This is a genomic window from Blautia sp. KLE_1732_HM_1032, from assembly GCF_025147905.1.
Taxonomy (GTDB): Bacteria; Bacillota; Clostridia; order Lachnospirales; family Lachnospiraceae; genus Blautia_A; species Blautia_A fusiformis.
Map to the genome: position 1 here is coordinate 3,191,785 of NZ_CP102266.1, position 24,584 is coordinate 3,216,368.

At 46.5% G+C, this 24,584-nt stretch carries 22 protein-coding genes; 1 reads left to right on the top strand and 21 read right to left on the bottom strand.

Translation table 11 applies throughout. The features are described 5' to 3' along the window. Positions 1–65: 65 nt before the first annotated feature. The 9 genes from NQ489_RS15190 to infC all read right to left on the bottom strand — a co-directional run bounded on the left by NQ489_RS15190 (position 66) and on the right by infC (position 6,810). Positions 66–686 (bottom strand): cytidylate kinase-like family protein, encoded by a 621-nt coding sequence (locus tag NQ489_RS15190; RefSeq protein ID WP_044961567.1) that lies wholly within the window; start codon positions 684–686, stop codon positions 66–68. Between the two features lie 10 nt (positions 687–696). Continuing rightward, positions 697–1,407, bottom strand: a complete 711-nt coding sequence (locus tag NQ489_RS15195) for an ABC transporter ATP-binding protein (protein ID WP_015526086.1) — start codon at positions 1,405–1,407, stop codon at positions 697–699. A 14-nt stretch (positions 1,408–1,421) separates the two neighbouring features. After that, a complete protein-coding gene (locus NQ489_RS15200) occupies positions 1,422–2,180 on the bottom strand; it encodes an ABC transporter ATP-binding protein (RefSeq protein WP_021651650.1) in 759 nt (252 codons plus the stop codon). 2 nt (positions 2,181–2,182) lie between these two features. Continuing rightward, complete coding sequence (locus NQ489_RS15205; protein WP_021651649.1) at positions 2,183–3,256, bottom strand: branched-chain amino acid ABC transporter permease; 1,074 nt, start codon at positions 3,254–3,256, stop codon at positions 2,183–2,185. 10 nt (positions 3,257–3,266) lie between these two features. Continuing rightward, on the bottom strand, positions 3,267–4,151 hold the full coding sequence (locus NQ489_RS15210) for a branched-chain amino acid ABC transporter permease (RefSeq protein WP_021651648.1): 885 nt from the start codon (positions 4,149–4,151) through the stop codon (positions 3,267–3,269). Positions 4,152–4,247: 96 nt separating this feature from the next. Beyond that, positions 4,248–5,408: an ABC transporter substrate-binding protein gene (locus NQ489_RS15215; protein ID WP_021651647.1), complete on the bottom strand. Its 1,161-nt coding sequence runs from the start codon at positions 5,406–5,408 to the stop codon at positions 4,248–4,250. 236 nt (positions 5,409–5,644) lie between these two features. Continuing rightward, positions 5,645–6,001 carry a 50S ribosomal protein L20 gene (gene rplT / locus NQ489_RS15220; RefSeq protein WP_015526090.1) on the bottom strand — a complete coding sequence of 119 codons (357 nt, stop codon included), beginning with the start codon at positions 5,999–6,001 and terminating at the stop codon, positions 5,645–5,647. Between the two features lie 33 nt (positions 6,002–6,034). Beyond that, positions 6,035–6,232, bottom strand: coding sequence for a 50S ribosomal protein L35 (gene rpmI / locus NQ489_RS15225; RefSeq protein ID WP_021651646.1), 198 nt, complete (start codon positions 6,230–6,232; stop codon positions 6,035–6,037). Between the two features lie 83 nt (positions 6,233–6,315). Continuing rightward, entirely contained in the window at positions 6,316–6,810 is a 495-nt protein-coding gene (infC, locus tag NQ489_RS15230) for a translation initiation factor IF-3 (protein ID WP_015526092.1), read from the bottom strand. 440 nt (positions 6,811–7,250) lie between these two features. Between infC and NQ489_RS15235 the strand changes: the two genes are divergently transcribed. Continuing rightward, positions 7,251–7,574, top strand: coding sequence for a DUF1540 domain-containing protein (locus NQ489_RS15235; protein WP_021651645.1), 324 nt, complete (start codon positions 7,251–7,253; stop codon positions 7,572–7,574). Positions 7,575–7,697: 123 nt separating this feature from the next. On the opposite strand, the gene ftsZ is transcribed toward NQ489_RS15235, so the two are convergent. From ftsZ to NQ489_RS15295, 12 genes are all read right to left on the bottom strand, one after another. Continuing rightward, positions 7,698–8,849: a cell division protein FtsZ gene (gene ftsZ, locus NQ489_RS15240; protein WP_015526094.1), complete on the bottom strand. Its 1,152-nt coding sequence runs from the start codon at positions 8,847–8,849 to the stop codon at positions 7,698–7,700. Positions 8,850–9,100: 251 nt separating this feature from the next. Further along, on the bottom strand, positions 9,101–10,384 hold the full coding sequence (locus tag NQ489_RS15245) for a cell division protein FtsQ/DivIB (protein WP_021651644.1): 1,284 nt from the start codon (positions 10,382–10,384) through the stop codon (positions 9,101–9,103). Then, entirely contained in the window at positions 10,381–11,661 is a 1,281-nt protein-coding gene (gene murA / locus NQ489_RS15250; RefSeq protein WP_021651643.1) for a UDP-N-acetylglucosamine 1-carboxyvinyltransferase, read from the bottom strand. Before murA ends, NQ489_RS15245 begins: the two co-directional genes overlap by 4 nt. Positions 11,662–11,688: 27 nt before the next feature. Next, entirely contained in the window at positions 11,689–12,789 is a 1,101-nt protein-coding gene (locus NQ489_RS15255; RefSeq protein WP_021651642.1) for an FtsW/RodA/SpoVE family cell cycle protein, read from the bottom strand. A gap of 54 nt (positions 12,790–12,843) precedes the next feature. After that, positions 12,844–14,199 (bottom strand): UDP-N-acetylmuramoyl-L-alanine--D-glutamate ligase, encoded by a 1,356-nt coding sequence (gene murD, locus NQ489_RS15260; protein WP_021651641.1) that lies wholly within the window; start codon positions 14,197–14,199, stop codon positions 12,844–12,846. A 15-nt stretch (positions 14,200–14,214) separates the two neighbouring features. After that, a complete protein-coding gene (gene mraY / locus NQ489_RS15265; RefSeq protein ID WP_015526100.1) occupies positions 14,215–15,171 on the bottom strand; it encodes a phospho-N-acetylmuramoyl-pentapeptide-transferase in 957 nt (318 codons plus the stop codon). A 63-nt stretch (positions 15,172–15,234) separates the two neighbouring features. Further along, on the bottom strand, positions 15,235–17,001 hold the full coding sequence (locus tag NQ489_RS15270; RefSeq protein WP_021651640.1) for a peptidoglycan D,D-transpeptidase FtsI family protein: 1,767 nt from the start codon (positions 16,999–17,001) through the stop codon (positions 15,235–15,237). A gap of 67 nt (positions 17,002–17,068) precedes the next feature. Continuing rightward, positions 17,069–19,138 (bottom strand): peptidoglycan D,D-transpeptidase FtsI family protein, encoded by a 2,070-nt coding sequence (locus NQ489_RS15275; RefSeq protein WP_044961565.1) that lies wholly within the window; start codon positions 19,136–19,138, stop codon positions 17,069–17,071. Between the two features lie 30 nt (positions 19,139–19,168). Further along, complete coding sequence (locus tag NQ489_RS15280; RefSeq protein WP_015526105.1) at positions 19,169–19,738, bottom strand: hypothetical protein; 570 nt, start codon at positions 19,736–19,738, stop codon at positions 19,169–19,171. A 22-nt stretch (positions 19,739–19,760) separates the two neighbouring features. Further along, entirely contained in the window at positions 19,761–20,696 is a 936-nt protein-coding gene (gene rsmH, locus NQ489_RS15285) for a 16S rRNA (cytosine(1402)-N(4))-methyltransferase RsmH (RefSeq protein WP_044961564.1), read from the bottom strand. A gap of 35 nt (positions 20,697–20,731) precedes the next feature. Next, positions 20,732–21,163, bottom strand: a complete 432-nt coding sequence (gene mraZ / locus NQ489_RS15290; protein ID WP_021651636.1) for a division/cell wall cluster transcriptional repressor MraZ — start codon at positions 21,161–21,163, stop codon at positions 20,732–20,734. Positions 21,164–21,465: 302 nt separating this feature from the next. Next, positions 21,466–24,510, bottom strand: a complete 3,045-nt coding sequence (locus NQ489_RS15295) for a glycoside hydrolase family 2 TIM barrel-domain containing protein (protein WP_021651635.1) — start codon at positions 24,508–24,510, stop codon at positions 21,466–21,468. Between the last annotated feature and the right edge of the window lie 74 nt (positions 24,511–24,584).

Sequence of the window (24,584 nt, forward strand, 5' to 3'; positions counted from 1 at the left end):
TGAAAAAATCCCCGGGAAAAGACTTTTGGCTTTTCTTTCCCGGGGAATATTCTCTGATATATGTCTTATTTTTTCAGGATCTCAAGTGCACTCTCGATCTCCTCCACGCATTTCTCATAACCAAGGGTACCGTTATCCAGGCACAGATTGTATTTCGTCATGTCTGCCCAGTCAACACCCATGAAACGTTTGCAGAAATCTTCTTTGCGTTTGTCATCCTTCTGCATAAATTTCCCAATATCCTTTGTAGTTCCGCTGAGTTTCTTACTTGCCTCACGGATACGGAAATCCCAGTCTCCGTAAACAAACACACGAAGAACATTGGAATAATCCTTCAGGATCATATTTGCACAACGTCCGATGATCACACAGGACTCTGTTTCTGCCAGCTGCCGGATCACCTTTGCCTGATAATTAAACAGGTTCTCATCGGATGTAAAATCCTTACTCTGAGGCGGGATCAGCTCACCCTTGTAGATTCCGGACTTTGCAAAAAATCTCTGCTTTGTGCTGACATTTTCATCTGCCCTTCCAAAAAGCTGCTCATGAATGCCGCTCTCCTCAGATGCCATGCGGATGATATCCTTGTCATAGTAAGAAATCCCTAATTTCTTTGCAAGCTCCTCTCCGATGGTACGTCCACCGCTTCCATACTGTCTTGCAATGGTAATTACGAAATTATCCATGTCTTTCCCCCTACTCTCCAAGATATGCCTTCTGAACGGCCTCGTCATTCAGAAGATCCTCTGCCTTTCCATCCATAGTAATGCTTCCTGTTTCCAGAACGTACGCTCTGTCCGCAATGGAAAGAGCCTTCTTCGCATTCTGCTCAACCAGAAGCACTGTAGTTCCGCTCTCACTTACCTCGCGGATAATGTCAAAAATCTCATTTACAAAAATCGGCGACAGACCCATGGACGGCTCATCCATCAAAATGATCCTTGGTCTGCTCATCAGTGCACGTCCCATGGCAAGCATCTGCTGCTCACCACCGGAAAGTGTTCCGGCACGCTGTCCTTTACGTTCTTCCAGACGCGGAAATCTCTTGTATACACCAGCAAGGCTCTCTGCGATCTCTGCCTTGTCTTTTCTTGTGTAAGCTCCAAGGAGCAGATTCTCATAAACGGACATATCCGCAAATACACGTCTTCCCTCCGGAACATGCGCCATACCCATCTCTACGATCTTATGCGCCGGTGTTCTTGTGAGGTCTTTTCCCTCAAACACAATGCTTCCGGACTTCGGAGAAAGAATTCCGGTAAGTGTCTGAAGTGTGGTTGTCTTTCCGGCGCCATTGGCACCGATCAGCGCAATAACCTCTCCCTGATTTACATGAAAAGAAATTCCCTTCAGAGCCTGGATCACACCATAATAGACCTGGAGGTCCTTTACTTCCAACATTGCCATTGTCTCGTTCCTCCTTATTCTCCCAGATATGCAGTGATAACCGTCGGGTCTTTCAGCACTGCAGATGTCTCACCCTGGATCAGTACCTGACCGAAGTTCAGAACTGTAAGTTCCTCACAGATACCGCCCACCAGTTTCATGTCGTGCTCGATCAGAAGAACAGTCATATCAAAATGCTCCCGCACAAAACGGATAGTATCCATCAGCTCCTGTGTCTCATTCGGGTTCATACCAGCCGCCGGCTCATCCAGGAGAAGAAGCTTTGGCTCTGTGGCAAGAGCTCTAGCGATCTCCAGCTTACGCTGTTTACCATAAGGCAGATTTCCTGCCAGAGTGTCTGCTTCCTTATCCAGATCAAACACCCTCAGTATCTCCATGGCACGTTCGTTCATCTCTTTTTCTACCTTGTAATATTTCGGCAGTCTTAAGATCCCAGTCAGTGTGGAATATGGATGATGATTGTGAAGTCCTACTTTTACATTGTCAAGAACCGGCATATCCTTGAAAAGACGGATATTCTGGAAAGTTCTAGCGATTCCGGCCTTGTTGATCTCAATGGTGCTTTTTCCTGTGATGTCCTGGCCGTCCAGTTTAATGATTCCCTCTGTAGGCTTGTACACGCCTGTAAGAAGGTTGAATACAGTTGTCTTACCGGCACCGTTAGGTCCGATCAGTCCATAGAGCTGTCCCTTCTCAATGGTCATATTAAAGCCGTCAACAGCACGAAGACCGCCGAACTGGATAGACAGATTATTTACTTCCAGCATTGCCATGATCAGGCCACCTCCTTTTTCTCTTTTTTGCCTTTGAATTTCTCTACCATACGTGCTCTCCAGTCTCTTGCTGCCGGTGCCCAGTTAAAGAGCATCATGATGATCAGTACGATGGCATAGATCAGCATACGGTAGTTTGCAAATCCGCGGAGAAGCTCAGGCAGTGCATAAAGGATAATGGTTGCGATGATCGATCCTCTGATATTTCCGATCCCGCCAAGTACCACATATACCAGTACCAGGATGGACATGTTGTAATCAAATACAGATACCTTCAGAAGAGAAAGGTTATGTGCATACAGCACACCTGCCACTCCTGCAAGGGCTGCGGAAATTGTAAATGCCAGCAGCTTATATCTGGTGATATTGATTCCTACAGACTCCGCTGCAATACGGTTGTCCCTGGTTGACATAATAGCACGTCCGCTTCTGGAGTTTACAAGGTTCTGTACAATAAACAATGTGAGAAGAAGCAGGATCACGCCGATCAGGAAAAAGTAATTCTTGATATCTTTATAAAGAGTTGCTGTTCCCGAAATACCAAGGGCACCTTTGAGAATCTGCTTTCCGCCGGCTTCCAGATGAAGACCGGCTGCACTTGTTGCAACGTGAAGTCCTTTGTCATCCACGCCAATGTAAAGTACATTGATCAGGTTCTTGATGATCTCACCAAAAGCCAGTGTAACAATAGCCAGGTAGTCACCGCGGAGACGAAGTACCGGAATACCGATGATCACACCGAACAGTGCTGCAACTGCCGCACCTACAAGGATTGCAAGGATAAAGCGAGGAACCTGCGGAATGGAGTCTGCAACAACCTGTGAAAACAGGGCACTGGAAAAAGCTCCCACGCACATGAAGCCCGCATGTCCAAGGCTCAGCTCACCGGAAAAACCGACTACCAGGTTCAGAGAAACTGATGCAATGGTATAAACACAAAGGGGAACAAGAAGTCCCATAAGAAGTCTGGAAAGATTTCCAGTTGAGGAAAGTGCCTGTACGATCACAAAAAGCACAATGACAATTCCATAGTTGATCATGTTATTTTTTGTTGTTTTGTTTTTCATATTCTTCATATCGGCCACCTTACACTTTCTCCTGGATGTTCTTGCCGAACAGTCCGGTAGGTTTTACAAGAAGCACGACGATCAGGACTGCAAATACGATTGCATCTGCAACCTGGGAAGAAATATAAGCTTTTCCGAAGATCTCGATGATTCCCAGAAGGATGCCGCCGACCATAGCTCCCGGAATCGAACCGATTCCACCGAATACAGCAGCTACGAAAGCTTTGATACCAGGCATGGCTCCTGTGTACGGAGTCAGTGTCGGATAAGTCTGACAGAGCAGAAGGCCTGCGATCGCTGCAAGTCCGGAACCGATGGCAAATGTGAGGGAAATTGTCGCATTGACGTTAACTCCCATCAACTGTGCCGCATCTCTGTCCTCGGAAACCGCCTGCATGGCACGGCCAGGTTTTGTCTTTTTTACAAAGAGGGAAAGTCCCACCATGATGATGATACATGCAAGGATGGTTACGATGGTGATTCCCTTGATGGTAAGCTCACCGTCAAACAGTATGATGGACGGAACTTTGATAACAGCTACGAAACTCTTGGCATCTGCGCCGAAGATCAGAAGTGCCAGGTTCTGAAGCAGATAACTGACACCGATAGCCGTGATAAGAACGGCCAGGTTTGAGGAAGCTTTTCTAAGTGGACTGTAAGCTACCTTCTCAATGACAACACCAAGCAGTGTACAGATCACAACGGAAAGGATCACAGCAAGGATCGGTGACATGCCGCCTCTTGTGATACAGGTAAGGATGATATAAGCTCCCACCATGATAACATCTCCGTGTGCGAAGTTCAGCATCTTGGCAATACCATAAACCATGGTATATCCAAGTGCGATGATCGCATAGATACTGCCAAGACTGATGCCGTCTTTTAAATAAGATATAAAACTCATAACGCACCTCTTTTAATTGTTTATTGATAAGGGAAAAAGGGGACGGTTCCCACTAAAGGTGACCGTCCCCTGACCCCTAACGTTAACAGAAATTACTTATTTCATCTCTACATAAGCACCGTCTTTGATCTCGAATGCTTTCGGCTCTTTATCACACTCGCCATCCTCGGTCCATTTTGCTTTTCCGGTAAGTCCGTCAAGCTCGATGTTTGCCATGGATGCGCTCATTGCTGCACTGATATCTGCATTTTCCATATCTGGTGTGATCTTTGCATCGTCAGCTGCAAGCTGCATTGCGTAAAGTACATCATATGTATCTGCCGCAAACTGGTTCGGGATCTCACCGTTGTGAGCATCGCCGTATGCTTTTACGAAGTTCTGGCTCTTCTCATCTGTAGCTGTTGCAGAGAATGGTGTCAGAAGCATAACACCCTCTGCAAGGGATTTATCGAAGTTCTCTACATTGAGGATACCATCCATGCCATCTACACCAAAGAATTTAATGTCAAGTCCTGCCTCAGATGCCTGCTGAAGGATCAGCGCATTGTCGGAATAGTAGTTCGGAAGGAAAAGAAGCTCAGCGCCGCTCTTCTTGATCTTTGCAAGCTGTACAGAATAGTCTGTGTTGCTGTCTGTTGTGTAAGCCTCATCTGCAACTACTTCAAGTCCGTCATCAGCAGCTGCTGCAACGAATGCGTCATGTACACCGGAGTTGTAGTCAGCAGCGGAATCATAAAGTACTGCTACTTTCGTTGCAAGTTTGTGCTCGGAAATGTACTGAGCAGATTTGGTTCCCTGTGCCGGGTCTGTGAAGCACATACGGAACTCGTTTGTTCCTGCTGTGATACAGTCAAGTGCTGTTGCGGATGGTGTGAAGAGGAATGTATCCTCAGCTGCCTCAGCTCCTACTGCGATACAGGAACCGGATGTTACAGTTCCACAGAGCATCTGCATTCCTTTATCGATCAGGTCATTGTATGCGTTAACAGCCTTCTCTGGATCTCCCTGGTCATCACCTGCGTCAAGAATCTCTACTTTATATCCGTTGAATCCACCGTTCTCGTTGATCTCATCAGCTGCGATCTTGGCTGCGTTGTATACGTTGGTACCGTACTGTGCGTAATCACCTGTCATCGGTCCGATCACACCAATCTTAAATGTCTCATCCTCTGCCGCAAAAACGGATGCAGGCATCATCATAGCTGCTGTCATCGCTGCTGCTGATGCAACGCCGATTACTTTCTTCCAATTCTTCATAATAATCTCTCCTCCTGCGCTTTGTCGCGTTACTAATGTTTAATGGTAAAATTATAGCATCGCATATTTTTTATTTCAAGGGCAAATTTAGTTATCTGTTGTTTTTCGTCTGATTGCACAACGCGGACACTTGTCCGCTGTACAGCTTGTGTCGTTTTTCGGCAAATTGTCTGAATTTTTTTACAAAAAAATCCAGGGAAAAATTCCCTGGACTCCTTCGTCTCTTAATACTTTACTTATGCGATTGCTTTCTTAGCGATCTCAGCAAGAGCTGTGAAGCCTGCTGCATCGTTAACAGCCATCTCTGCAAGCATCTTTCTGTTGATGTCGATGTTTGCAACCTTAAGGCCGTGCATCATTTTGCTGTAGGAAAGTCCGTTCATTCTTGCTGCTGCGTTGATACGAGCAATCCAGAGCTGTCTGAACTGACGTTTCTTCTGTTTTCTTCCTGCATAGGAGCTTGTAAGAGCTCTCATTACAGACTGTTTTGCTACTCTATACTGTTTGGAACGGGCTCCTCTGTAGCCTTTTGCCAGTTTTAATGTACGGTTATGTCTTTTCTTTGCGTTTAATCCGCCTTTAATTCTTGCCATTTCTTAATTCTCCTCCTGTTCGTCTTCTCTATCTTATAAATATGGTAATACTTTCTTCATGCTCTTTACATTAGTAGAATCAACAACAGTAGATTTTCTCAGATTTCTCTTTCTCTTCTGAGATTTCTTTGTAAGGATATGGCTCTTGTAGGCTTTATTTCTTACTAATTTTCCTGTACCTGTTTTTTTAAAGCGCTTTGCTGCTGCTCTGCAAGTTTTAATTTTTGGCATTATGAATTCCTCCTTGATTTGGTACTTCTAAATTTTATATAGCATCCCGTTCTGCCCGGCTGTTGCCGTGAAGACTGAGATATCTACCGTTTCTCAGTCAGAAACATAGTCATGCTTCTGCCTTCTACCTTCGGAGCCTTCTCTACAGTCGCTATATCGGACAGAAGATCTGCGAAGTCATCAAGCACATGCCTACTGCTGGACATATGTGCCATCTCTCTTCCGCGGAAACGAAGTGTAACCTTAACTCTGTCGCCCTTGCTAAGGAACTTTCTTGCTGCATTTACCTTCGTCTTCAAATCATTCGTATCAATGTTCGGGGAAAGACGCACTTCTTTGACATCGATGGTTTTCTGCTTTTTTCTGGCCTCTTTTTCTTTTCTTGCAAGCTCGTAACGGTATTTACCGTAATCGATGATCTTGCATACCGGCGGTTTCGCCTGTGGGGCAATCTTTACAAGGTCAAGTCCTGCCTCCTGCGCTTTCGCCATCGCTTCTCTGGCGGACACGATTCCAAGCTGAGCTCCGTCCGGACCAATCAAGCGTACCTCTCTGTCTCTGATCTGTTCGTTAATCATTAAACCGCTAATTGTTGTACACCTCCATGAACATGATAGAATTATTTTTTTCTTTCTCATTAATGTAGCTTAAGCCGCACAAAAAAAGCGCAGACAGATGTCCACACTTCAAATAATTACACCTGCGCACTGATGGTTAGTCCGTTCGCAGTACTGTGCAATATTGACCTGAGTCGCTTATCTTCAGCGCTGAGGTGAGAGTGAACTCTGCTTTCTTTTCGCTACGTACTCTAAGAGAATACCATGGTGTCTGCTATTTGTCAACTGTTTTTTATATTATTATGTATTTATTTTTTGAGTATAAATTTTTCTTCTTCCGGACATACTATGCAACATCGGAATCTGTCAAGCCTTACCGCAGTGCTGACGATCAGAAAGGATGCGCATTCCGGCAGGCTGACGGTTTCCGGTAAAATCATAATTATCAGGAGGACACTTTTATGACAAGTCTTAAATGCTCCGCACACAACTGCTGCTATAACAAAAATTCTCTCTGCTCCAGGGGATCCATCAGTGTCGAAGGTGCAGATGCTCGTTATGCGGACGACACCGCCTGTGAAAGCTTCCGTGACCAGGAAGAGTGTGCTGTAAAAAATTCCGCAGATCCCTGCTGTGGGTGTGAGACCATTAACATCGACTGCAAAGCACACAACTGCACCTACAATGAGCACTGCAAATGCACCGCAGCTTCCATCAATGTATCCGGTGCCAATGCGCATCGCTGCTGTGATACAAAATGTGATACTTTCAGCTGCGAATGCTGATATCCTGAACAGAAATCCTGTTTCCATACAGAGCAGACATTCCTGTTTCTTTTGATCAGAAAGTCAAAAAGATCCGGCAGCGTTCCAGATGGAGTCTCTGCCGGATCTTATCATGTTCATTTATTATCTGTTCTTAAGAAAATCCGGAATCTGGATGTCCTTTTTCTGAACAGTGCTTGTAGGAGCCTTTGTTCCAAACTGTGTGGAATTCATAGTCGGCAGGCTGAAGCTTGGCATGTTAAGGTTCATACCGCCTGGCTGTGACTGGCTTGTTTTTTTGGTGTTTCCGAATACAGAATTGGAAGCTCTGTTTCCAAATGGTGTGTTCTGAAGGTTATTGTCTGTAAGACCTGTAGCAATAACTGTAATTCTCGCATAATCTGCAACAGAATCATCATACATAGCACCAAAGATGATGTTTGCATCCTCACCTGTAAGCTCCTGTACATAGCTTGCAGCATCGTTGGCATCCATAAGAGAAATATCTCCGGAAATGTTGATGATCACATGAGTAGCGCCCTTGATGGTTGTCTCAAGAAGCGGAGAAGATACCGCCTGCTGTACAGCCTCCATAGCCTTGTCATCACCTCTTGCCTCACCGATACCGATATGAGCGATTCCCTTGTCTGTCATGACTGTCTGCACATCTGCAAAGTCAAGGTTGATCAGAGCCGGCAGATTGATCAGGTCTGTAATACCCTGTACTGCCTGCTGAAGAACCTCATCAGCCTTACGCAGTGCTTCCGGCATGGTTGTTCTTCTGTCAACGATCTCAAGTAATTTGTCATTAGGGATGACAATCAAAGTGTCAACTGCTTTCTTCAGATTTTCGATTCCCGCAAGTGCATTGTTCATACGGGTCTTTGCTTCAAAACGGAAAGGCTTGGTAACAACACCGACAGTCAGGATACCCATCTCTTTTGCCGCACCGGCGATCACAGGAGCAGCTCCGGTTCCGGTTCCGCCTCCCATACCACAGGTAACGAAAACCATGTCCGCTCCCTCGATGATCTTCTTAACTTCCTCAATGCTCTCCTCAGCTGCCTTCTGTCCAACCTCCGGCTGTGCACCGGCGCCGAGACCTTTCGTAATTTTCTCACCAATCTGAAGTACAGTCGGAGCTTTACACAGTGTCAGAGCCTGTTTATCGGTATTAACACCTACAAACTCAACTCCGCCAATGGCCTCTTCCACCATTCTGTTTACCGCATTATTACCTGCGCCGCCTACTCCAATTACAATAATTTTCGCAGAAGACTCAGCCTCATTCGTCATTATCTCTAACAATGTACTTCCTCCTTTATTTCTACCTGATATCCGATTCAGTGTAATAATCTATTCCAAGCTACATATACACATAGTTATATCATATATTTTTTTCGGTAATTAATCAACCATTAATTTTGTTTTTTTATACTTTTTTCACTAAATTTCGGCACTGTTTCTATTAACCGAAACATTTACAAAACAATCTCTGGCAAAATGTCCAAATACTGGCACTATATATTAAGAAAGCTTTTTTATCTTTACTCATAATCGGACTCATCACTGTAATCGCTGTACGAATTTTCATCATAATCCTCAGCTCCTTCTTCCTGATCACTGCTGTAATCAGCCTCTTCCTCGGTGCTGTCCGTACTGCTGTCTGAAGAGTCTTCTTCATTTTCTGTATCTTCGGTATCCGTACTCTGAGCATCTGGATCTTCGGAGTCTGTTCCGTCTCCGGAGCTTTCTGCCGAAGCCTGATAATCCTCCAGAGCGCCTACGTAATTGCCATCACGGTCATATTCACTGACTCCGTCATAGCCTCCGTCTTCCCGGTAACCGCCCTTCCAGTTTCCTTTTTCTGCCATGGTTTCTTCTGTGGGGGCTTCGCCTACATAGGTCATGTTGGCATCGTACTCACCACTGCCTGTGTAATCTCCCTCTTCATCATAGCCACCTACCCAGTTTTCCTGCGCATACTCCAGATCCGTCTGCGGTTTCGGTCCTACATAGTTGCCATTTTCGTCGTATTCGCCTTCTCCGGTGTAATTTCCTTCCTCATCATAGCCTCCGGTCCAGTTTTCTGCGGAAGTCTGGCTCTCATCCTGTTCCTGCTCCAGGGTAATGTTCTTGGAATTATCATTTACATTTTCTGCATGGAGAATTCCTTTTTTTTCGGAAATCATCGGAAGGATAGCCAGAACTCTGGTCATTTTGTCTTCCAGATATTCATCCTTTCCAAGTTTAACTGTGATATCCCCGTAAACAAGACTGATCTGTCCGTCGTCTTCAAATTCAATGTGATCCGGAACCTTATCATTTTTTGCAAAAATAGTAGAAAGAGCAACTGCCGTGTTCATCACCGTTTCATCCTTGATGGGGAGTTTCTCGTTCTGGATCACTTTTTTGACTTTGATCCCGTCAAAAAACGGGATTTTTTCGTTACGTTCCGTGGATCCTTCCACAAAAATACCGTTTCTGTCAAAATAAATATAACTGTCCAGATAAGGGATACAGCCAACGATATCCTTCTCCTTCACACTGACACAGATGGTGTGCCGGTTCAGCCTTGTTACGGTATAGCCTTCTATAAAGGGAACATCCTTTGTGTTCTGCTTAGTATAAAGAAGCGGTGCAAGAACAGAATTGGATGCCAGCGGCCCCCTAAGCACCATCTTCCTGATCTGTTTTTCAGAATAATGGCTGCTGCCCATCACCTGCACTTCATCTACCTGATAATACGTAAAAAAGAAAATAATTCCTGCCAGCAGCAGGACAAGAAGTCCGCCAACTGCTTTCAGTGGCTTTTTTTTTGATGTTTTCATAAAGTTCCTCTGTCCTTTATCAGCAGACCGCCAAGTGCGGTCAGATCCTCACAGATATGTTCATAACCTCTTTCTATGAAACAACAGCCCCGGATCCTGGTAATCCCCTGCGCGGCAAGTGCTGCGATCACAAGTGCCGCACCACCGCGAAGTTCCTCTGCTTCCACAGTACAACCGGTCAGGGGCTGCCCTCCGTATATCACAGCAACTCCATCCCGGATCTGGATCTGTGCTCCCATTTTGCAGAGCCATGAAGCTGTTTTATATCTGTCTTCAAAAATCTTCTCGCGGATCCTGCTCACTCCCGGGATCGTGGCCAGTACCGCCATCGCAGGAGACTGCAGGTCTGTAGGAAATCCCGGATAAACTTCTGTTTCCAGAAGCTCCAGGGGAAAACCTGTATTTTTTCCGTTGACTATTAGTTTACCACCTACCCTGCGGCATTGTCCACCCATTTTCCGATATACGTCCAGGATTCCATCCATTTCCTCCAGAGGCGGATTTTCCAGGATGATCTCTCCTCTGGTTGCCGCCGCTGCCATGAGATAGGTCCCGGCGACAATACGGTCTGGTGGAATGCAGCTATCGCCAGCTTCAAGCTTCTCCACCCCTTCAATACAGATACAGCCATTTTCACGAATCCGGATCTTTGCCCCCATTCCGGTAAGATAATGGCAAAGCCAATAAATTTCCGGTTCACAGGCGCAGCCGTTAAGGACTGTTTTCCCCTCTGCAAGGACCGCTGCCAGAATGCCCTGCTCTGTAGCGCCTACACTTCTTTTTTGAAAAAACATCTCTGCGCCTCGGAGTTTTCCACAGGATGCCCGGATCATCCCGCCGTTTTCCACCACAGCTGCCCCAAGGCGGCGCAAAACCTGGATATGAAGATCCACCGGCCGCTTCCCGATCACACAGCCTCCGGGATATCCTGTCTGTGCCTTTTTGCTCCGCCCCAGCATTGCTCCCATTAAGATCACGGAAGAACGCATTTTTCCGGAATAACACTCCGGTATCATGGTGCCGTCCGCATGACTGCAGTCCAGATAAAGATCTTGACCTTCCCACCAGGTTTCTGCCCCCAGATATTTCAGGATCTTTTCCATCAAATATACATCACTGATTCTCGGGCATCCCCGCAGTACACTGGTCCCGGTGCTTAAGAGTGCTGCTGCCATAACCGGAAGTGCCGCATTTTTTGACCCCTGGATCCGGACGCTTCCATGTAGCGGCCTGCCTCCGGTCACGATGATCTCATCGATCTCATTCAAGTATTCCACTCCTAAAAAGGCCTCTTACTTGTTATTCTATGTGATCCTTCCATGTCTGTGACTGCTGACACTTAAGGCCAGCCCCATTTCCCCCAGAAGAAAAACAACAGAAGTTCCGCCATAGCTTACAAAGGGCAGAGTGATCCCGGTGTTGGGAATCGTATTCGTTACTACTGCAACATTCAGGACTACCTGGATCGCCATATGTGCCATGATCCCGGCGCACAGCAGCGTTCCCTGCAGATCCCGGCAGTTTAATGCCAGAATACAAAGCCTCCAGATCAGAATACCAAACAGAAAAAGTGTCAGAAAGGCTCCCAGTATCCCCGTTTCCTCACACACAATAGAAAATATCATATCATTCTGGGCTTCCGGGACAAATCCCAGCTTCTGCATACTGTTCCCGAACCCCTTGCCGAAGATCCCTCCGCTTCCGATCGCATACAGGCCCTGTATGGTCTGAAATCCTTTTTCATATTTTTCCGGATCCCGCCAGATTGCCAGGCGTTCCAGACGATAACTCTCCGCGGCAAGAAAAACCGCAATAAATCCTATCCCCGCACCTCCAAGTGCGAGAAACTGCAGATACCTAGGATTGGCCACAAAGATCAGCAGCACACCGATTCCCAGAATGATCACCGCTGTGCTTAAGTTATTGGAGCCCACCAGACCTGCTACCGGAAGCAAAGTCATCATAGTCCTGCAGATAAACCAGAATCCAGTTGTTTTGCTTTTTGTATTGCTGATCTGCCACACCAGAAACAATATCACTGCCACCTTGGAAAACTCCGACGGCTGAAAGGAAAGCGGCCCCAGGTTCAGCCACCTCTTCGATCCATTGATCTCCTGTCCGAAAAGCAGGACTGCAGCAGACAGAAAAAGCGAAAAAATATAGGCAGCCGGCGCCAGCTTTACAGACAGCCGGTAATCTACTCGTGATGCCAGATACATAACAAGCAGCCCCAGTGCCGTGGCAAAGAGCTGCTTCTTAAAATAATAGGCAGAGTCGTGGAAACGTACTCTGCCATTATATTCACTTGCCGAAAAAAGCGCCCCGAGTCCCAATACCACCAGAATCAGAACCAGTACCCAGAGAACGGTATCTGTCTTTCCGGTCTGTTTCTGTCCTGCCTTCATGCATGGCCTCCACAGTGGTCTTTATTTCAGCTTATGTATGTATTTTTCGGATTATTACAGTGCTTTCACGTATTCCTTGAACATGTCACCGCGCTGCTCATAATTATCAAACTGTCCCCAGCTCGCACATGCCGGTGAAAGCAGAACCGCATCTCCGGGATTGGCTTTTTCCGCACAGACCCGGACAGCTTCCTTCAGATCCTCGCAGAGGATGATATCTGTAAATCCAAGACGTTCTGCTGCTGCTTTGATCTTCTCTTTCGTCTGACCGATGAGAACAAGATAACGGACTTTTCCGTCGAAGGATTCTATCCACTCATCATAGCTGGATTCCTTGTCATAGCCACCGCCGATCAGAAGAGTCGGACGGTTCATTGCCTGAATCCCCTTGATGGCCGCATCCGGATTGGTTCCCTTGGAATCGTTGTAATATGCAACACCGTTTTTCTCTGTCACATACTCGATCCTGTGTGGAACTGCCACAAACTCACAGACACTCTTGCGGATACTCTCCACAGAAACACCCGCATAATATGCCATGGCTGCTGCTGCCATTACATTCTCGTGATTATGACGTCCCAGGATCTTAAGCTCTCCGGTTTTTACGATCGGGATCTCTTCTTTTTCTGTTTTCAGAATGATCTGGTCTCCGTCCAGATAGATTCCCTGATCCAGTTTGCGAAGACTTGAGAAATATACCACCTTCGGAACGACATTTTCACCGAATTTACGAAGGACTTCATCTTCGTAATTCAGAACACATATATCTTCCGGTCCCTGATTTTTGGTGATCAGCTCTTTTACACGGATGTATTCCTCCATGGTATGATGACGGTTCAGATGGTCCTCTGTGATGTTGAGGATCGCACTTACCTTCGGGCGGAACTGGTCAATAGTCTCCAGCTGAAAACTGCTGATCTCCGCAACAGTTACGGAATCCTCCCTCATCTCCAATGATTTGGATGTATATGCAGTTCCGATATTTCCTACAACAAATACAGATTCACGGGCATCTCCCATGATCTTTCCGAGAAGTGCTGTTGTTGTTGTCTTACCGTTGGTTCCTGTGATCGCAAGAACCTCTCCCTTGCCTGTACGATAGGCAAGCTCCACCTCGCTCCATACCGGAAGGCCCTTTTCATAGAAGCTCTTTACCAGCGGCAGGTCTGTGGGAACTCCCGGACTTAGCACTATAAGATCAAGACTGTCCAGCGCTCTCTCCGGAAAATCTCCGGCCCAGATCTCCGGGGTGTATTTTCCGTTTGTTTTATGTAAAACTGCCTCTTTATCAAGATCTGCGTTTCCGTCATAGATCACCGGCTGTGCTCCTGCACTTCCAAGCAGATCAGCTGCTCCAATGCCGCTTTTTCCGGCTCCGAAAACGAGAACTTTTTTTCCTTTTAAATCCATTTTTTCTGTTCCTCCTTATAATGCCAGGAGAGCGATCAGGCACATAATAGCAGTTACAACAGAGAACACTGCAACAACTCGTGTCTCAGACCACCCACAAAGCTCAAAATGATGGTGGATAGGCGCCATCTTGAAGATTCTTTTTCCGTGTGTTGCCTTGAAGTAGGATACCTGGAGCATAACAGACAATACCTCCACAAGGTAGATCAGTCCGACCAGGATGATAAACAGCGGCATCTGCATGGCATAAGCCACACCAGCCACAAAGCCACCTAATGCCAGAGAACCGGTGTCTCCCATAAATACCTTGGCAGGATATACATTAAACAGAAGGAATCCCATCAGACTGCCCACAACTGCACAGGTGATCGGCTCCACACCACTGTTCATTCCAAGGGAAACCACCGTAAAGAATACTGCCACGATCAGGGTAACACTGGAAGCCAGTCCGTCAAGTCCATCCGTAAAATTGACTCCGTTTACTGTACCGATCACCGCAAAGAACAGTACCGGAACCGCAAACCATCCCAGGTTCAGATAATGTCCGCTCCAGAACGGGATCTTCATAGTCAGGGATACGTTGGAATAATTTACAAGATAAAAAGCAAATACAGCTGTCACAACGATCTGCAGTGCCATTTTCTGCCATGGCAGAAGTCCGTCAGAACGCTTCAGAACTACCTTCAGATAATCATCCAGAAATCCGATCAGTCCAAATCCCAGTGTCAGGAAAAGTACCGGGATGATCATCGGATAATCTCTGATATAAAACAGTGATGTTACAGTTGTTGCAATGAGAAAGATCACCCCACCCATAGTAGGGGTACCGTTCTTTTTCAGGTGGGACTGCACACCCAGCTCTCTCTCTGTCTGTCCCATTTTAAGTCTTCTTAAAAAAGGGATAACAATCGGTCCTAATACAAGGCTGATCGCAAATGAGATCAGCACAGGGATCACAACATGAAACTCCATCCTCACACCTCTAATTCTTTCGTTTTTTTATACTTCTTCAACAGTATAAGGCTTTTATCCTCATTAATCAACCCCATCTGCCCGGTTTTCCCCGAATGGAGTTTCCGTAACTGTCCTCTCGATTCCAAGATAGGGAAGTACATTTCCAAAAATACTGCGTACCACCGGTGCGGCAATGATCCCACCATAATACATACCCTGGGGTGCATAGATGATACAAAGAGCCAGGACCTTCGGATCCTCTGCCGGGGCAAACCCCAGGAATGAAGAAATATATCTGCCGGAGCCTCTGGGCAGTGTCTGAGAGGTAGCTGTTTTTCCCCCAATGGAAAACCCCTGGATCCCGGCATTTTTTCCGGAGCCTTCTGAAACTACAGTTTCCAGGATCGTACGTACTGTCCGGGAAGTCTCACCGGACACGATCCCGCTTTCCACCGGATATTCCAGTGTCCGCACCTTTGTTCCGTCCGCACTTTCCACGCTGATCCCAAAATGAGGTGTGATCCGGTTTCCGCCATTGATGATCCCACTGACGGTTGTTGCAAGCTGGATCGGTGTGATCTGAAACGACTGGCCAAAGGATACCGTGGCAAGCTCCACCTCTCCCATATTTTGGGGGTTATGCATGATCGTTCCTGCCTCTCCCGGAAGATCTATTCCTGTTTTTTTCAAAAGTCCGAACTGTTTAAAATATTTGTAATAACGGTCTGCTCCAAGCCGCAGGCCCACCTCAATAAATACCGGGTTACAGGAGTTCTGGGCACCTTCTACAAAACTCTGCGCACCATGTCCTGTTCTCTTTGCACAGTGGATCCGCCGGTCCTCCACCACCTTATAGCCCGGACAGAAAAAACGATCCTCTGTTGACACCACTCCTTCCTCCAGCCCTGCTGCCATAGTGATGATCTTAAAAGTCGAGCCAGGTTCATAGGTATCATTCAGGCAGGGGTTTCTCCACATCCGGTTCAGAAGATCCTGCTTCTTTTCTCCCTCTGCTGCTGTTTCTTCTGTATTCAGAGTAAACGGATCGTTCAGATCAAATTCAGGCACATTGACACAGGCATAGATTTCTCCGTTCTGAGGGTTCATAAGCAGTATGGAAACTCTCTCCGCCTGTTTTTCTTCCATGACTTTACCGGCTGCCTGCTGCACATATTCCTGGATATTAACATCCAGACTGGTACGCAGAGTATTTCCTGACACCGGTTCCTTCCTCCGTTCTCCGGTTCCGTCGATCTCCACACCACGTGCATCCGTAACTGTGAGGATCTTTCCGGGCTCTCCTTTCAGGATCTCATCGTATTTCACTTCAAGACCAATGATCCCCTGATTATCACCTCCGGTAAATCCCAGTACTTTTGAAGCGAGAGATCCATAAGGATAATATCTCCGATAATCCTCATCTACCTTCACTCCCTCAAGGTCATATTCCCGGATCCTGTCTCCAATGCTTTTTTCCACGTTTGTCTGTATTCTTTCAATAGAAGAAACTTTTTCAACTTTTTTCCGGATTTCCTCTTCTTTTACAGACAATGCTCCGGACAGTACACGGATCACTTTTTCAGGATCTTTGATCTGGCTGTGTATCACCGATACTGTACAGACTGTCCGGTTATCTGCCAGAATATTTCCCCTGATGTCCAGGATCTTTCCCCTGGCTGCTTTTATGTCACGTTCCCTCTCATGAAGATCCTCCGCCTTTTTTGAATAATATTCTGCCCGAACGTTCATAAGATACCAGAGTCTTCCCACAAGTCCCAGAAGAAGCATTATGCAGATCAGAAAAACCATCCATATTTTTTTCCTGTGATAAACCATGGTCCGGATCATAAAAAAATCCCTCTCAGAGGTCGTCACTGTAATATATGACGTTCCCCTGAGAGGGTATTCTTTTTATCTATTCCAGACCGGCCTCCTCGTTGGTAAGACCTTCGCTCTGCATATCGTTATTATCTTCGGTATCACTGTCCTCCGACTCATCTTCCGGCGGACTTGGTACATTCTCATCGGAAATTGCCTCCTTCTGCCCATCCGCGCCGGTTCCTGTTGCAGAATCGCTGATTCCCTTAAAAAGTTCCCACAGCTCTGTAGTCGGAACTTCTCCATCCTCTGCCTCATCCGGCTGTACATTCAGATACGGAAGTGCTTCGGAAAGGATTCCCTGTGCAATGTACTGTGCGTACGTACTGCTTGCCTGATCATCTACCTTCGGCTCATCCACAACTACATAGATCACAAGCGCCGGATCATCTACCGGTGCAAATCCGATAAAAGATACCAGATACTTGCCATTGCCTCGCGGAAGCTTCTCGGCGGTACCGGTTTTACCACCGGAGCTGTAGCCCTGCACCTTGGATGTACGGCTGGTACCATGGTCTACGCTGGCAGCCATGTAAGAGCGGATATCTGCAGATATCTTCTCGGAAATCGTCTGCTTCATCAGTGTCGGAGAGATCGTTTTTACGATTCCGCCGCTGCTGTCCTTGATCTTCGTCACCAGATGAGGCTGATAGTAGTATCCTCCATTGATCACAGAACACATTGCATTGATCTCCTGTATCATGGTCAGTGTATAGCCCTGTCCGAAAGCAGAGCATGCAAGCTCCGTTTCTCCCATGGTATCGCTGGTATGGATCACACCGCTTCCCTCATTGGGAAGATCGATACCGGTTCTTGTTCCGAAATTGAAAACGCTCTGTGTCTTAAGAAAATTATCTTTTCCCATCTTTGCTGCGATCTGCATCATACCATCGTTGCAGGAATTGGCAATGACATCGGAAAGAGCTTCTGTCCCGTGAGCATCCGGCCATACCGCACATTTGATAAAAGTAGTCGCACCTTCCGCTCCAAAAGACTGTCCGCCGTCACAGACAAAATTATCGTTCTCGGAAATCGCTCCCATTTCAAGTGCGGAGCCCATAACAATGGGCTTTACAACCGATCCCGGCTCGTAGGCGTCTGTCACACAGAAATTACTCCACATCCCGTTCAGCGCTTCCACGGTTTCCTCATCGTTCATGGCAGCGATCTCACTCTGGGAATACACATTTGAAAGATCTCTCGGGTTATTCAGGTCATAACGGTCACCGCCGTCCATTGCCAGGATCTCTCCTGTTTTCGGATCCTCGATGATCACGCCTACATTTTTGGCTCCCATCTTTTCTTCAAAGGTATTTACGTATTTTTCCACGATCTGCTGAAGTCCCAGATCCAGCGAGGTCTCAATGCTTTTGCCATCCGTCGGTTCGATGATCGTCTGTTCTACGTCGGAATTGTTGTTGATGTATCCGTACTGTCTTCCATCCACGCCGGTAAGTGTCGCATTGTAATATCCTTCCAGTCCGGCATCCGCCACATCTCTGGAAAGTGTAAATCCAACGGTATCACAGGCAGTCTCATTAAACGGATAAGATCTGAGATAATCTTCTTCAAACCATACACCTGTGATCCTGGAACGTTCTTTCAGCTGCGTGGCAGTCAGTTCACTGTCGTCTCCCGGATCTTCGTATTTTTCGAAGGCTTTTTTGTCGTCCATGGAAATCTGTTTCTTTACGATCTGATACTGACTTTTTTTTGTACTGCTGTCGGTGAGAAGCTTCCGCATCTCATCTTCATCCAATCCCAGGACTTCCACAAGAGCCTTTATGGTAGGCTCCACGGAATCCTGATCCTTATTGACCTCCAGACAGTCAAGAACCACATTATAGACCTTGTTGCTGGTTGCCAGAATATTCCCGTTCCGGTCATAGATATCGCCTCTTTTTGCCGGAAGTGTCTGATTTTCATATTTCTGCTGAGCCTGACTCAGCACCTGCTTTCGATATTTGCTTCCGCTGGTGGCATTGATATAGGTAATTCTTGCCACCAAACCGACTAAAGCCAGCAACACTAAGGAAAATAGTACTGCCAGCTTTTTCTTCATACTGTAATTTATTTTTTTTACCGGCCTGCGCCTTCTTGTACTCAATCGATCACCTGCTTAAAAACTGTACTTCTGTTACTTGTGTGTGTCCACATCCTGATACTGTCTCACATAACTGTTTCCTTCTGTGGTATAGGTCTGTATCTGATCCTCCGAAGGATATTTCATTCCAAGCTCGCCGATAGCTTTTTTCTTGATCTCGCTGATATCCACTGCAGAAGTGACCTGACTGTAATATGCATCGTTATCTTCTTTCAGCTGTGCAAGCTCAGATTCCAGATTTGCAACATTTTTCATACTCGCCGTGATTTCGGATTTTACCTGAAGATAATTGATACAGGTAAAAAGTACCGCGATGGAAACTGCCGTAAGAAACAGAACGAACCCCTTGTTCATGGCCATTGCCTTTTCCCGGTTCCGCTGTGCCTGTCTGCTTACCACCTGTTTTGCCGGTGTCACAGGCACTGCGGATTTCTGTTTTCTTTTCTGAGCCAGCCGTCGCCTTTCCTGTATCTCGGGCAGATCAGTCCTCTGAGGAACTTCCTGCAGCCGTTTTACCGCATTTCCCTGAACATACATTTCTCTGCTGTTCCTAACGGTATTTCGATTTCTTCTGGCTGTAGTCCCTCTTCCTGTCTTCGCCATTTGCCTACCTTCCATCTCTCAACTACATTTTCCGTTCAAAAATACGAAGCTTCGCACTTTTGGATCTCGGATTCTCTTCCATTTCCTCTTTTCCCGGTAAGATCGGTTTCCTTGTGATCACCTTACCCTTGGATTTCTTTCCGCATACGCAGACCGGAAAATCCGGCGGGCAGGTACAGGGATTTTCATTTTTTCGGAAAATGGTCTTAACGATCCTGTCTTCCAGAGAATGGAATGTAATGATACAGATCCTTCCTCCGTCATCCAGGAGATCGATCATGCCGTCCAGGGAATCCCGGAGCACGTCAAGCTCCCGGTTGAGCTCAATACGTATTGCCTGAAAAGTCCTCTTGGCCGGATGTCCTCCTGTAGCTTGTATTTTCATGGGGATCGCACCCCGTATGATCTCTGTCAGTTCTCCGGTTGTCCGGATCGGTGACTGCTCTCTGGCAGCCACAATGTGTTTCGCTATATTTTTGGCAAATTTATCTTCGCCGTAATCGCGGATAATCCGATACAGCTCCCGTTCCTCATAACCGTTGACTATATCACCGGCTGTACGGCTCTGTCTTCTGTCCATTCGCATGTCCAGAGGAGAATCGTACCGATAGGAAAAACCTCTCTCTTCATTATCCAGCTGATAAGATGACACTCCCAAATCCAGCAGGATCCCGTCCACCTTCTCAATGCCACGGGATCTCAGCTCATCTGCCATGTAACAATAATTGCTGCGAATGATTGTCACCTGATTAAAGGCTGACAGCCGTTCACTCGCAGCAATTATCGCATCCTGGTCTTGATCTATGCCAATAAATCTCCCCTTGGCAGAAAGTTTCTTACACACCTCTGTGGCGTGTCCCGCTCCTCCTAAAGTGCCATCCACATAGATTCCATCCGGCTTTACCCTTAAGCCGTCAATGGTCTCATTGAGTAATACAGATTTGTGCTTAAATTCCATATCCGTCTCCTGTGGGATTTCTACCTGCGTTATGCTCAAATGACGATTCCTATGTTCTGCATGCTTTCCGCAATGCTGTCCATATCATCATAATTGCAGTTCTCGCTCCACTTCTCTTTGCTCCAAACCTCGATCCGGTTCAGATTACCCGTAAGCACCACATCCTTATCCAGACCAGCGAACTGGCGCAGCGTCTGCGGCACCAGGATTCTTCCCTGCTTATCCAGCTGACATGTTGTAGCTCCGGCTACAAAGAAACGTGAAAAGGTTCTTGCGTCTTTATTTGTAAGTGGTAATGCTCGGAGTTTCTCTTCAAAAGCAACCCATTCATCCATCGGATAAATAGAAAGGCAACCATCCAACCCTCTTGTCAGTACGAACTCTTCCCCTAAGAGTTCCCTGAACCTGGAAGGGATGATCAGACGCCCCTTCGCGTCGATCGTATGATTATACTCGCCCATGAACATGAAACCCACCTACTCTCGTGAAACACGATTCTCCCCTTCGTGCTTCCAGGGTGCAAATGGTGTGTTCTGCCACTCATCCCCATTCGCTACCACTATTCACCACTTTCTACCACTTATGTAATCATTCTAAACTATTTACCATGAAAAAACAAGTGCATATCCAAGTTTTTTTTCATTTCATGAAATATCCACAGGTTTTTTTTCAACCTGTTTATTTTCTGTGCATTATTATGAAATGAAAAAGCTTCCGGACAGTCGCCGGAAGCTTTTTTTGACTTTATGTTCTGTTATTTTATGACATTTTAAAGACCTTTGAACGCAAAGGAAAATTTCATCTTTCCATTGGTATCCAGAAGGTATTCCGGATGGGTACGGGCACCCCAGCTGTCATCTCCTCCAACACCCACCTGCGCCTTTGCGGCACGGACAACGGTATAATGGATTGCCGGAAGCTCATAGGGATGCATGGCATTTTCCATTTCATGAGGAGTATATGGAAGTGCCGAGAACATCATCGGGCCGTTTTCTTTATCCATCTCAAAGAGCATTCCTCTACCCTTTCTGTCTGTGATCTTTGCCCAGCGTACTTCCTCTTTGTTTCCGCATTCCTGCGGCACAAGATAGCGTGCCATATTGTCTGTCACGAGATTCTCATAAATGCCGAGCTTTGCGCCATGCTTCCGGTCTGCATAAGTCTCTGCCGGTCCCAGGCCGTACCACTGAACATGATCATAATCCGCATTGAATTTAAAGAGTACTCCGAACTCCGGCATATCACCCAGCTCTTTTACAGGATCATAGGTCAGCGTTGTCTTTACTCTTCCATCTCCGGTTACCTCATAGGCAAGACGGCATTCACTGGCAGGCGTAGTTGGCAGGATGTAGGTAAAAGCAACCTCCACGCTGTTTTCGTGAACCGTTGTCTCCGGAGCATTGGCCGGACCATACATGCCTTTTCGGTAATCCTTATGACTTGCATACATGCTGGCGATCTTCCACTGTGCATAGCGCATCTGCATCAGACTTCCGCAATCATTATCTGTAGGTGCTCTCCAGAAGTTGGGCTTCGGAATCGCTTCGATCATTTCTCTTCCTGCATATTTATACGAAACCAGACCACCATTGAGAACGGAAAACAGCACTTCGAAATTTTCCCCGCGGACACCGATGTTATGAAGGCTTCTCACAAGCTCCACGCCACACGCAGGAGCTTTCGGTGATCCTTCCACCTGATAAACATACTGGCCGAAAGCAACCTCATGTCCTGCCTCTGCCCAAAGTGTTTTTTCTCTGAGAAGGAAGGCTACGGTTACCGTATATTCGCCCGGGCGCTGCTGTTTTCCAAATGGAAGTCTGTAGGTCTGTTGGCTTAAAGGCTCCACCGCTGTATCCAGTGTCTCTGTGCGGAGAACATGACCGTTCTTTGCAAGAGTTACTTCACATCGGAATGTGTCCGTATTTACAAAAAGATTTTTGTTGATGATCTTAACAGAATCCTCACTTACCTGCGCAGTGATATTCTGGTAGTTGAATTTTACCTCCTGCATCTTTGGTGAAGCATCTCTGTCTCCGCCGTATGCGATACCGTTTCCACTAAAATTATAATCTGTAGGACGTTCACCGAAGTCTCCGCCGTATGCCTGGAATTCTTTACCGTAACGGTCTTTTTTGTAAATAGACTGATCAATGTAATCCCAGATAAAGCCACCCTGATATTTCGGTTCTGTATCTGTAAGATCTGTATATTTATGCATTGCGCCGCAGGAATTTCCCATTGCATGGGTATACTCACAGCAAATAAACGGCTTGCTGTCATCCTTTGCAAGGAACTCCCGGATTGCTTCTACGGAAGGATACATCTGGCTTTCCATGTCACTGGTGGCATTGTAGCTGCGGTCATGGAAAACCCCCTCATAATGTACCAGTCTTGTAGGATCATTCTTGTGGTAGAACTCAGACATCTCAAAGATATCTTTTCCACCAAAGGATTCATTTCCACAGGACCAGATCAGGATCGCCGGGTGGTTCTTGTCACGCTGATACATGGAATTTACACGATCCAGCATCATGCCCAGCCATTCCGGTTTGTTGTGCGGAACGATATCCGTGTGATCTCCGGTAAATTCTGCTATATCCCAGGTTCCGTGAGATTCCAGATTGTTTTCTGCGATCATGTAAATACCATATTCATCACAGAGACGGTAGATCGGAGATGCATCCGGATAATGACAGGTACGGATCGCATTGATGTTGTTCTGTTTCATGGTCACGATGTCTTTGAGCAGTTCCTCCCGGGACACATGTCTTCCTGTGACAGAGCTGAACTCATGGCGGTTCACACCCTTGAATACGATACGTTTTCCGTTAAGGGTCATGATACCATCCTTCATTTCAAAACGGCGGAAACCGACTTTCTCCGGGATGATCTCCTGGAGCTTTCCGCTTTCATCACTGATCTCCAGCTCCAGATCATAGAGATTCGGCTCTTCTGCACTCCAGAGAAGGGGATCCTGAATCTCCCAGGTACAGGTATCCTCTCCGTTCAGAGATCTTTCATCCTGCAAAAGGATCTCTCCCTTTCTGGAAAGTGTAAGCTTCATTTTTCCTTTTCCCCAGGTACTGGTCACGATCTCAAGCTCGGCTTTTTTGAGAGTTTCATCCGGAATGGCACGGATCCTGAGATCATATACATGGACATCCGGTACCGTAAACAGATAAACATCTCTGTAAATTCCGGAAAAACGGTAAAAATCCTGATCCTCGCACCAGCTGCTGGCTGTCCATTTAAACACCTGTGCCGCCAGCTTGTTCTCACCGTCCTTCAGATATTCCGTAAGCTCGAATTCTGACGGAGTAAAAGAATCTTCACTGTATCCCACAAATTTTCCATTGAGCCACAGAGCCAGGCCGCTCTCTGCTCCCTGGAATGAAACAAATACTCTTTTTCCTTTCATGCTCTCCGGCACATGGAAATATCTCACATAGCTTGCCACCGGGTTAAAACGTTCCGGGATCTGTCCCGGATGAAGTTCTTCATGGCCTTCCCACGGATACTGGACATTGGCATACTGCGGTGCATCATATCCTTCCATCTGGATATGTGCCGGCACATAAATGTCCTCCCAGTCCTTACAGGAATATGCTTCTTCCTCAAAGCCTGGGATAGCAGATGCATAATTCCGTGCATAATGGAACTTCCAGAGACCATTCAGACTGTGACGGAAAGAAGTTTTCCCATCTTCTCTCTCTTCCTCACAGCGATAATATGTATGATCTGAGTGGGCATCCATTCTTCCGTCGCTGAAATACCGGGGATCTTTTAACAGAGAATGATCAAATTTTTTCATTTTTTCCTCCTGCCCGGCAGATTCTGTTTTTTCTGCCGGATCCTTCGTTTTTTATGCTATGATCATTATAGTAT

Coding starts and splice junctions, on each gene's coding strand:
- NQ489_RS15190 (WP_044961567.1), bottom strand. CDS start 686: ATGGATAATTTCGTAATTACCATTGCAAGACAGTATGGAAGCGGTGGA.
- NQ489_RS15195 (WP_015526086.1), bottom strand. CDS start 1,407: ATGGCAATGTTGGAAGTAAAGGACCTCCAGGTCTATTATGGTGTGATC.
- NQ489_RS15200 (WP_021651650.1), bottom strand. CDS start 2,180: ATGGCAATGCTGGAAGTAAATAATCTGTCTATCCAGTTCGGCGGTCTT.
- NQ489_RS15205 (WP_021651649.1), bottom strand. CDS start 3,256: ATGAAGAATATGAAAAACAAAACAACAAAAAATAACATGATCAACTAT.
- NQ489_RS15210 (WP_021651648.1), bottom strand. CDS start 4,151: ATGAGTTTTATATCTTATTTAAAAGACGGCATCAGTCTTGGCAGTATC.
- NQ489_RS15215 (WP_021651647.1), bottom strand. CDS start 5,408: ATGAAGAATTGGAAGAAAGTAATCGGCGTTGCATCAGCAGCAGCGATG.
- rplT (WP_015526090.1), bottom strand. CDS start 6,001: ATGGCAAGAATTAAAGGCGGATTAAACGCAAAGAAAAGACATAACCGT.
- rpmI (WP_021651646.1), bottom strand. CDS start 6,232: ATGCCAAAAATTAAAACTTGCAGAGCAGCAGCAAAGCGCTTTAAAAAA.
- infC (WP_015526092.1), bottom strand. CDS start 6,810: ATGATTAACGAACAGATCAGAGACAGAGAGGTACGCTTGATTGGTCCG.
- NQ489_RS15235 (WP_021651645.1), top strand. CDS start 7,251: ATGACAAGTCTTAAATGCTCCGCACACAACTGCTGCTATAACAAAAAT.
- ftsZ (WP_015526094.1), bottom strand. CDS start 8,849: ATGACGAATGAGGCTGAGTCTTCTGCGAAAATTATTGTAATTGGAGTA.
- NQ489_RS15245 (WP_021651644.1), bottom strand. CDS start 10,384: ATGAAAACATCAAAAAAAAAGCCACTGAAAGCAGTTGGCGGACTTCTT.
- NQ489_RS15255 (WP_021651642.1), bottom strand. CDS start 12,789: ATGAAGGCAGGACAGAAACAGACCGGAAAGACAGATACCGTTCTCTGG.
- murD (WP_021651641.1), bottom strand. CDS start 14,199: ATGGATTTAAAAGGAAAAAAAGTTCTCGTTTTCGGAGCCGGAAAAAGC.
- mraY (WP_015526100.1), bottom strand. CDS start 15,171: ATGGAGTTTCATGTTGTGATCCCTGTGCTGATCTCATTTGCGATCAGC.
- NQ489_RS15270 (WP_021651640.1), bottom strand. CDS start 17,001: ATGATCCGGACCATGGTTTATCACAGGAAAAAAATATGGATGGTTTTT.
- NQ489_RS15280 (WP_015526105.1), bottom strand. CDS start 19,738: ATGGCGAAGACAGGAAGAGGGACTACAGCCAGAAGAAATCGAAATACC.
- rsmH (WP_044961564.1), bottom strand. CDS start 20,696: ATGGAATTTAAGCACAAATCTGTATTACTCAATGAGACCATTGACGGC.
- mraZ (WP_021651636.1), bottom strand. CDS start 21,163: ATGTTCATGGGCGAGTATAATCATACGATCGACGCGAAGGGGCGTCTG.
- NQ489_RS15295 (WP_021651635.1), bottom strand. CDS start 24,510: ATGAAAAAATTTGATCATTCTCTGTTAAAAGATCCCCGGTATTTCAGC.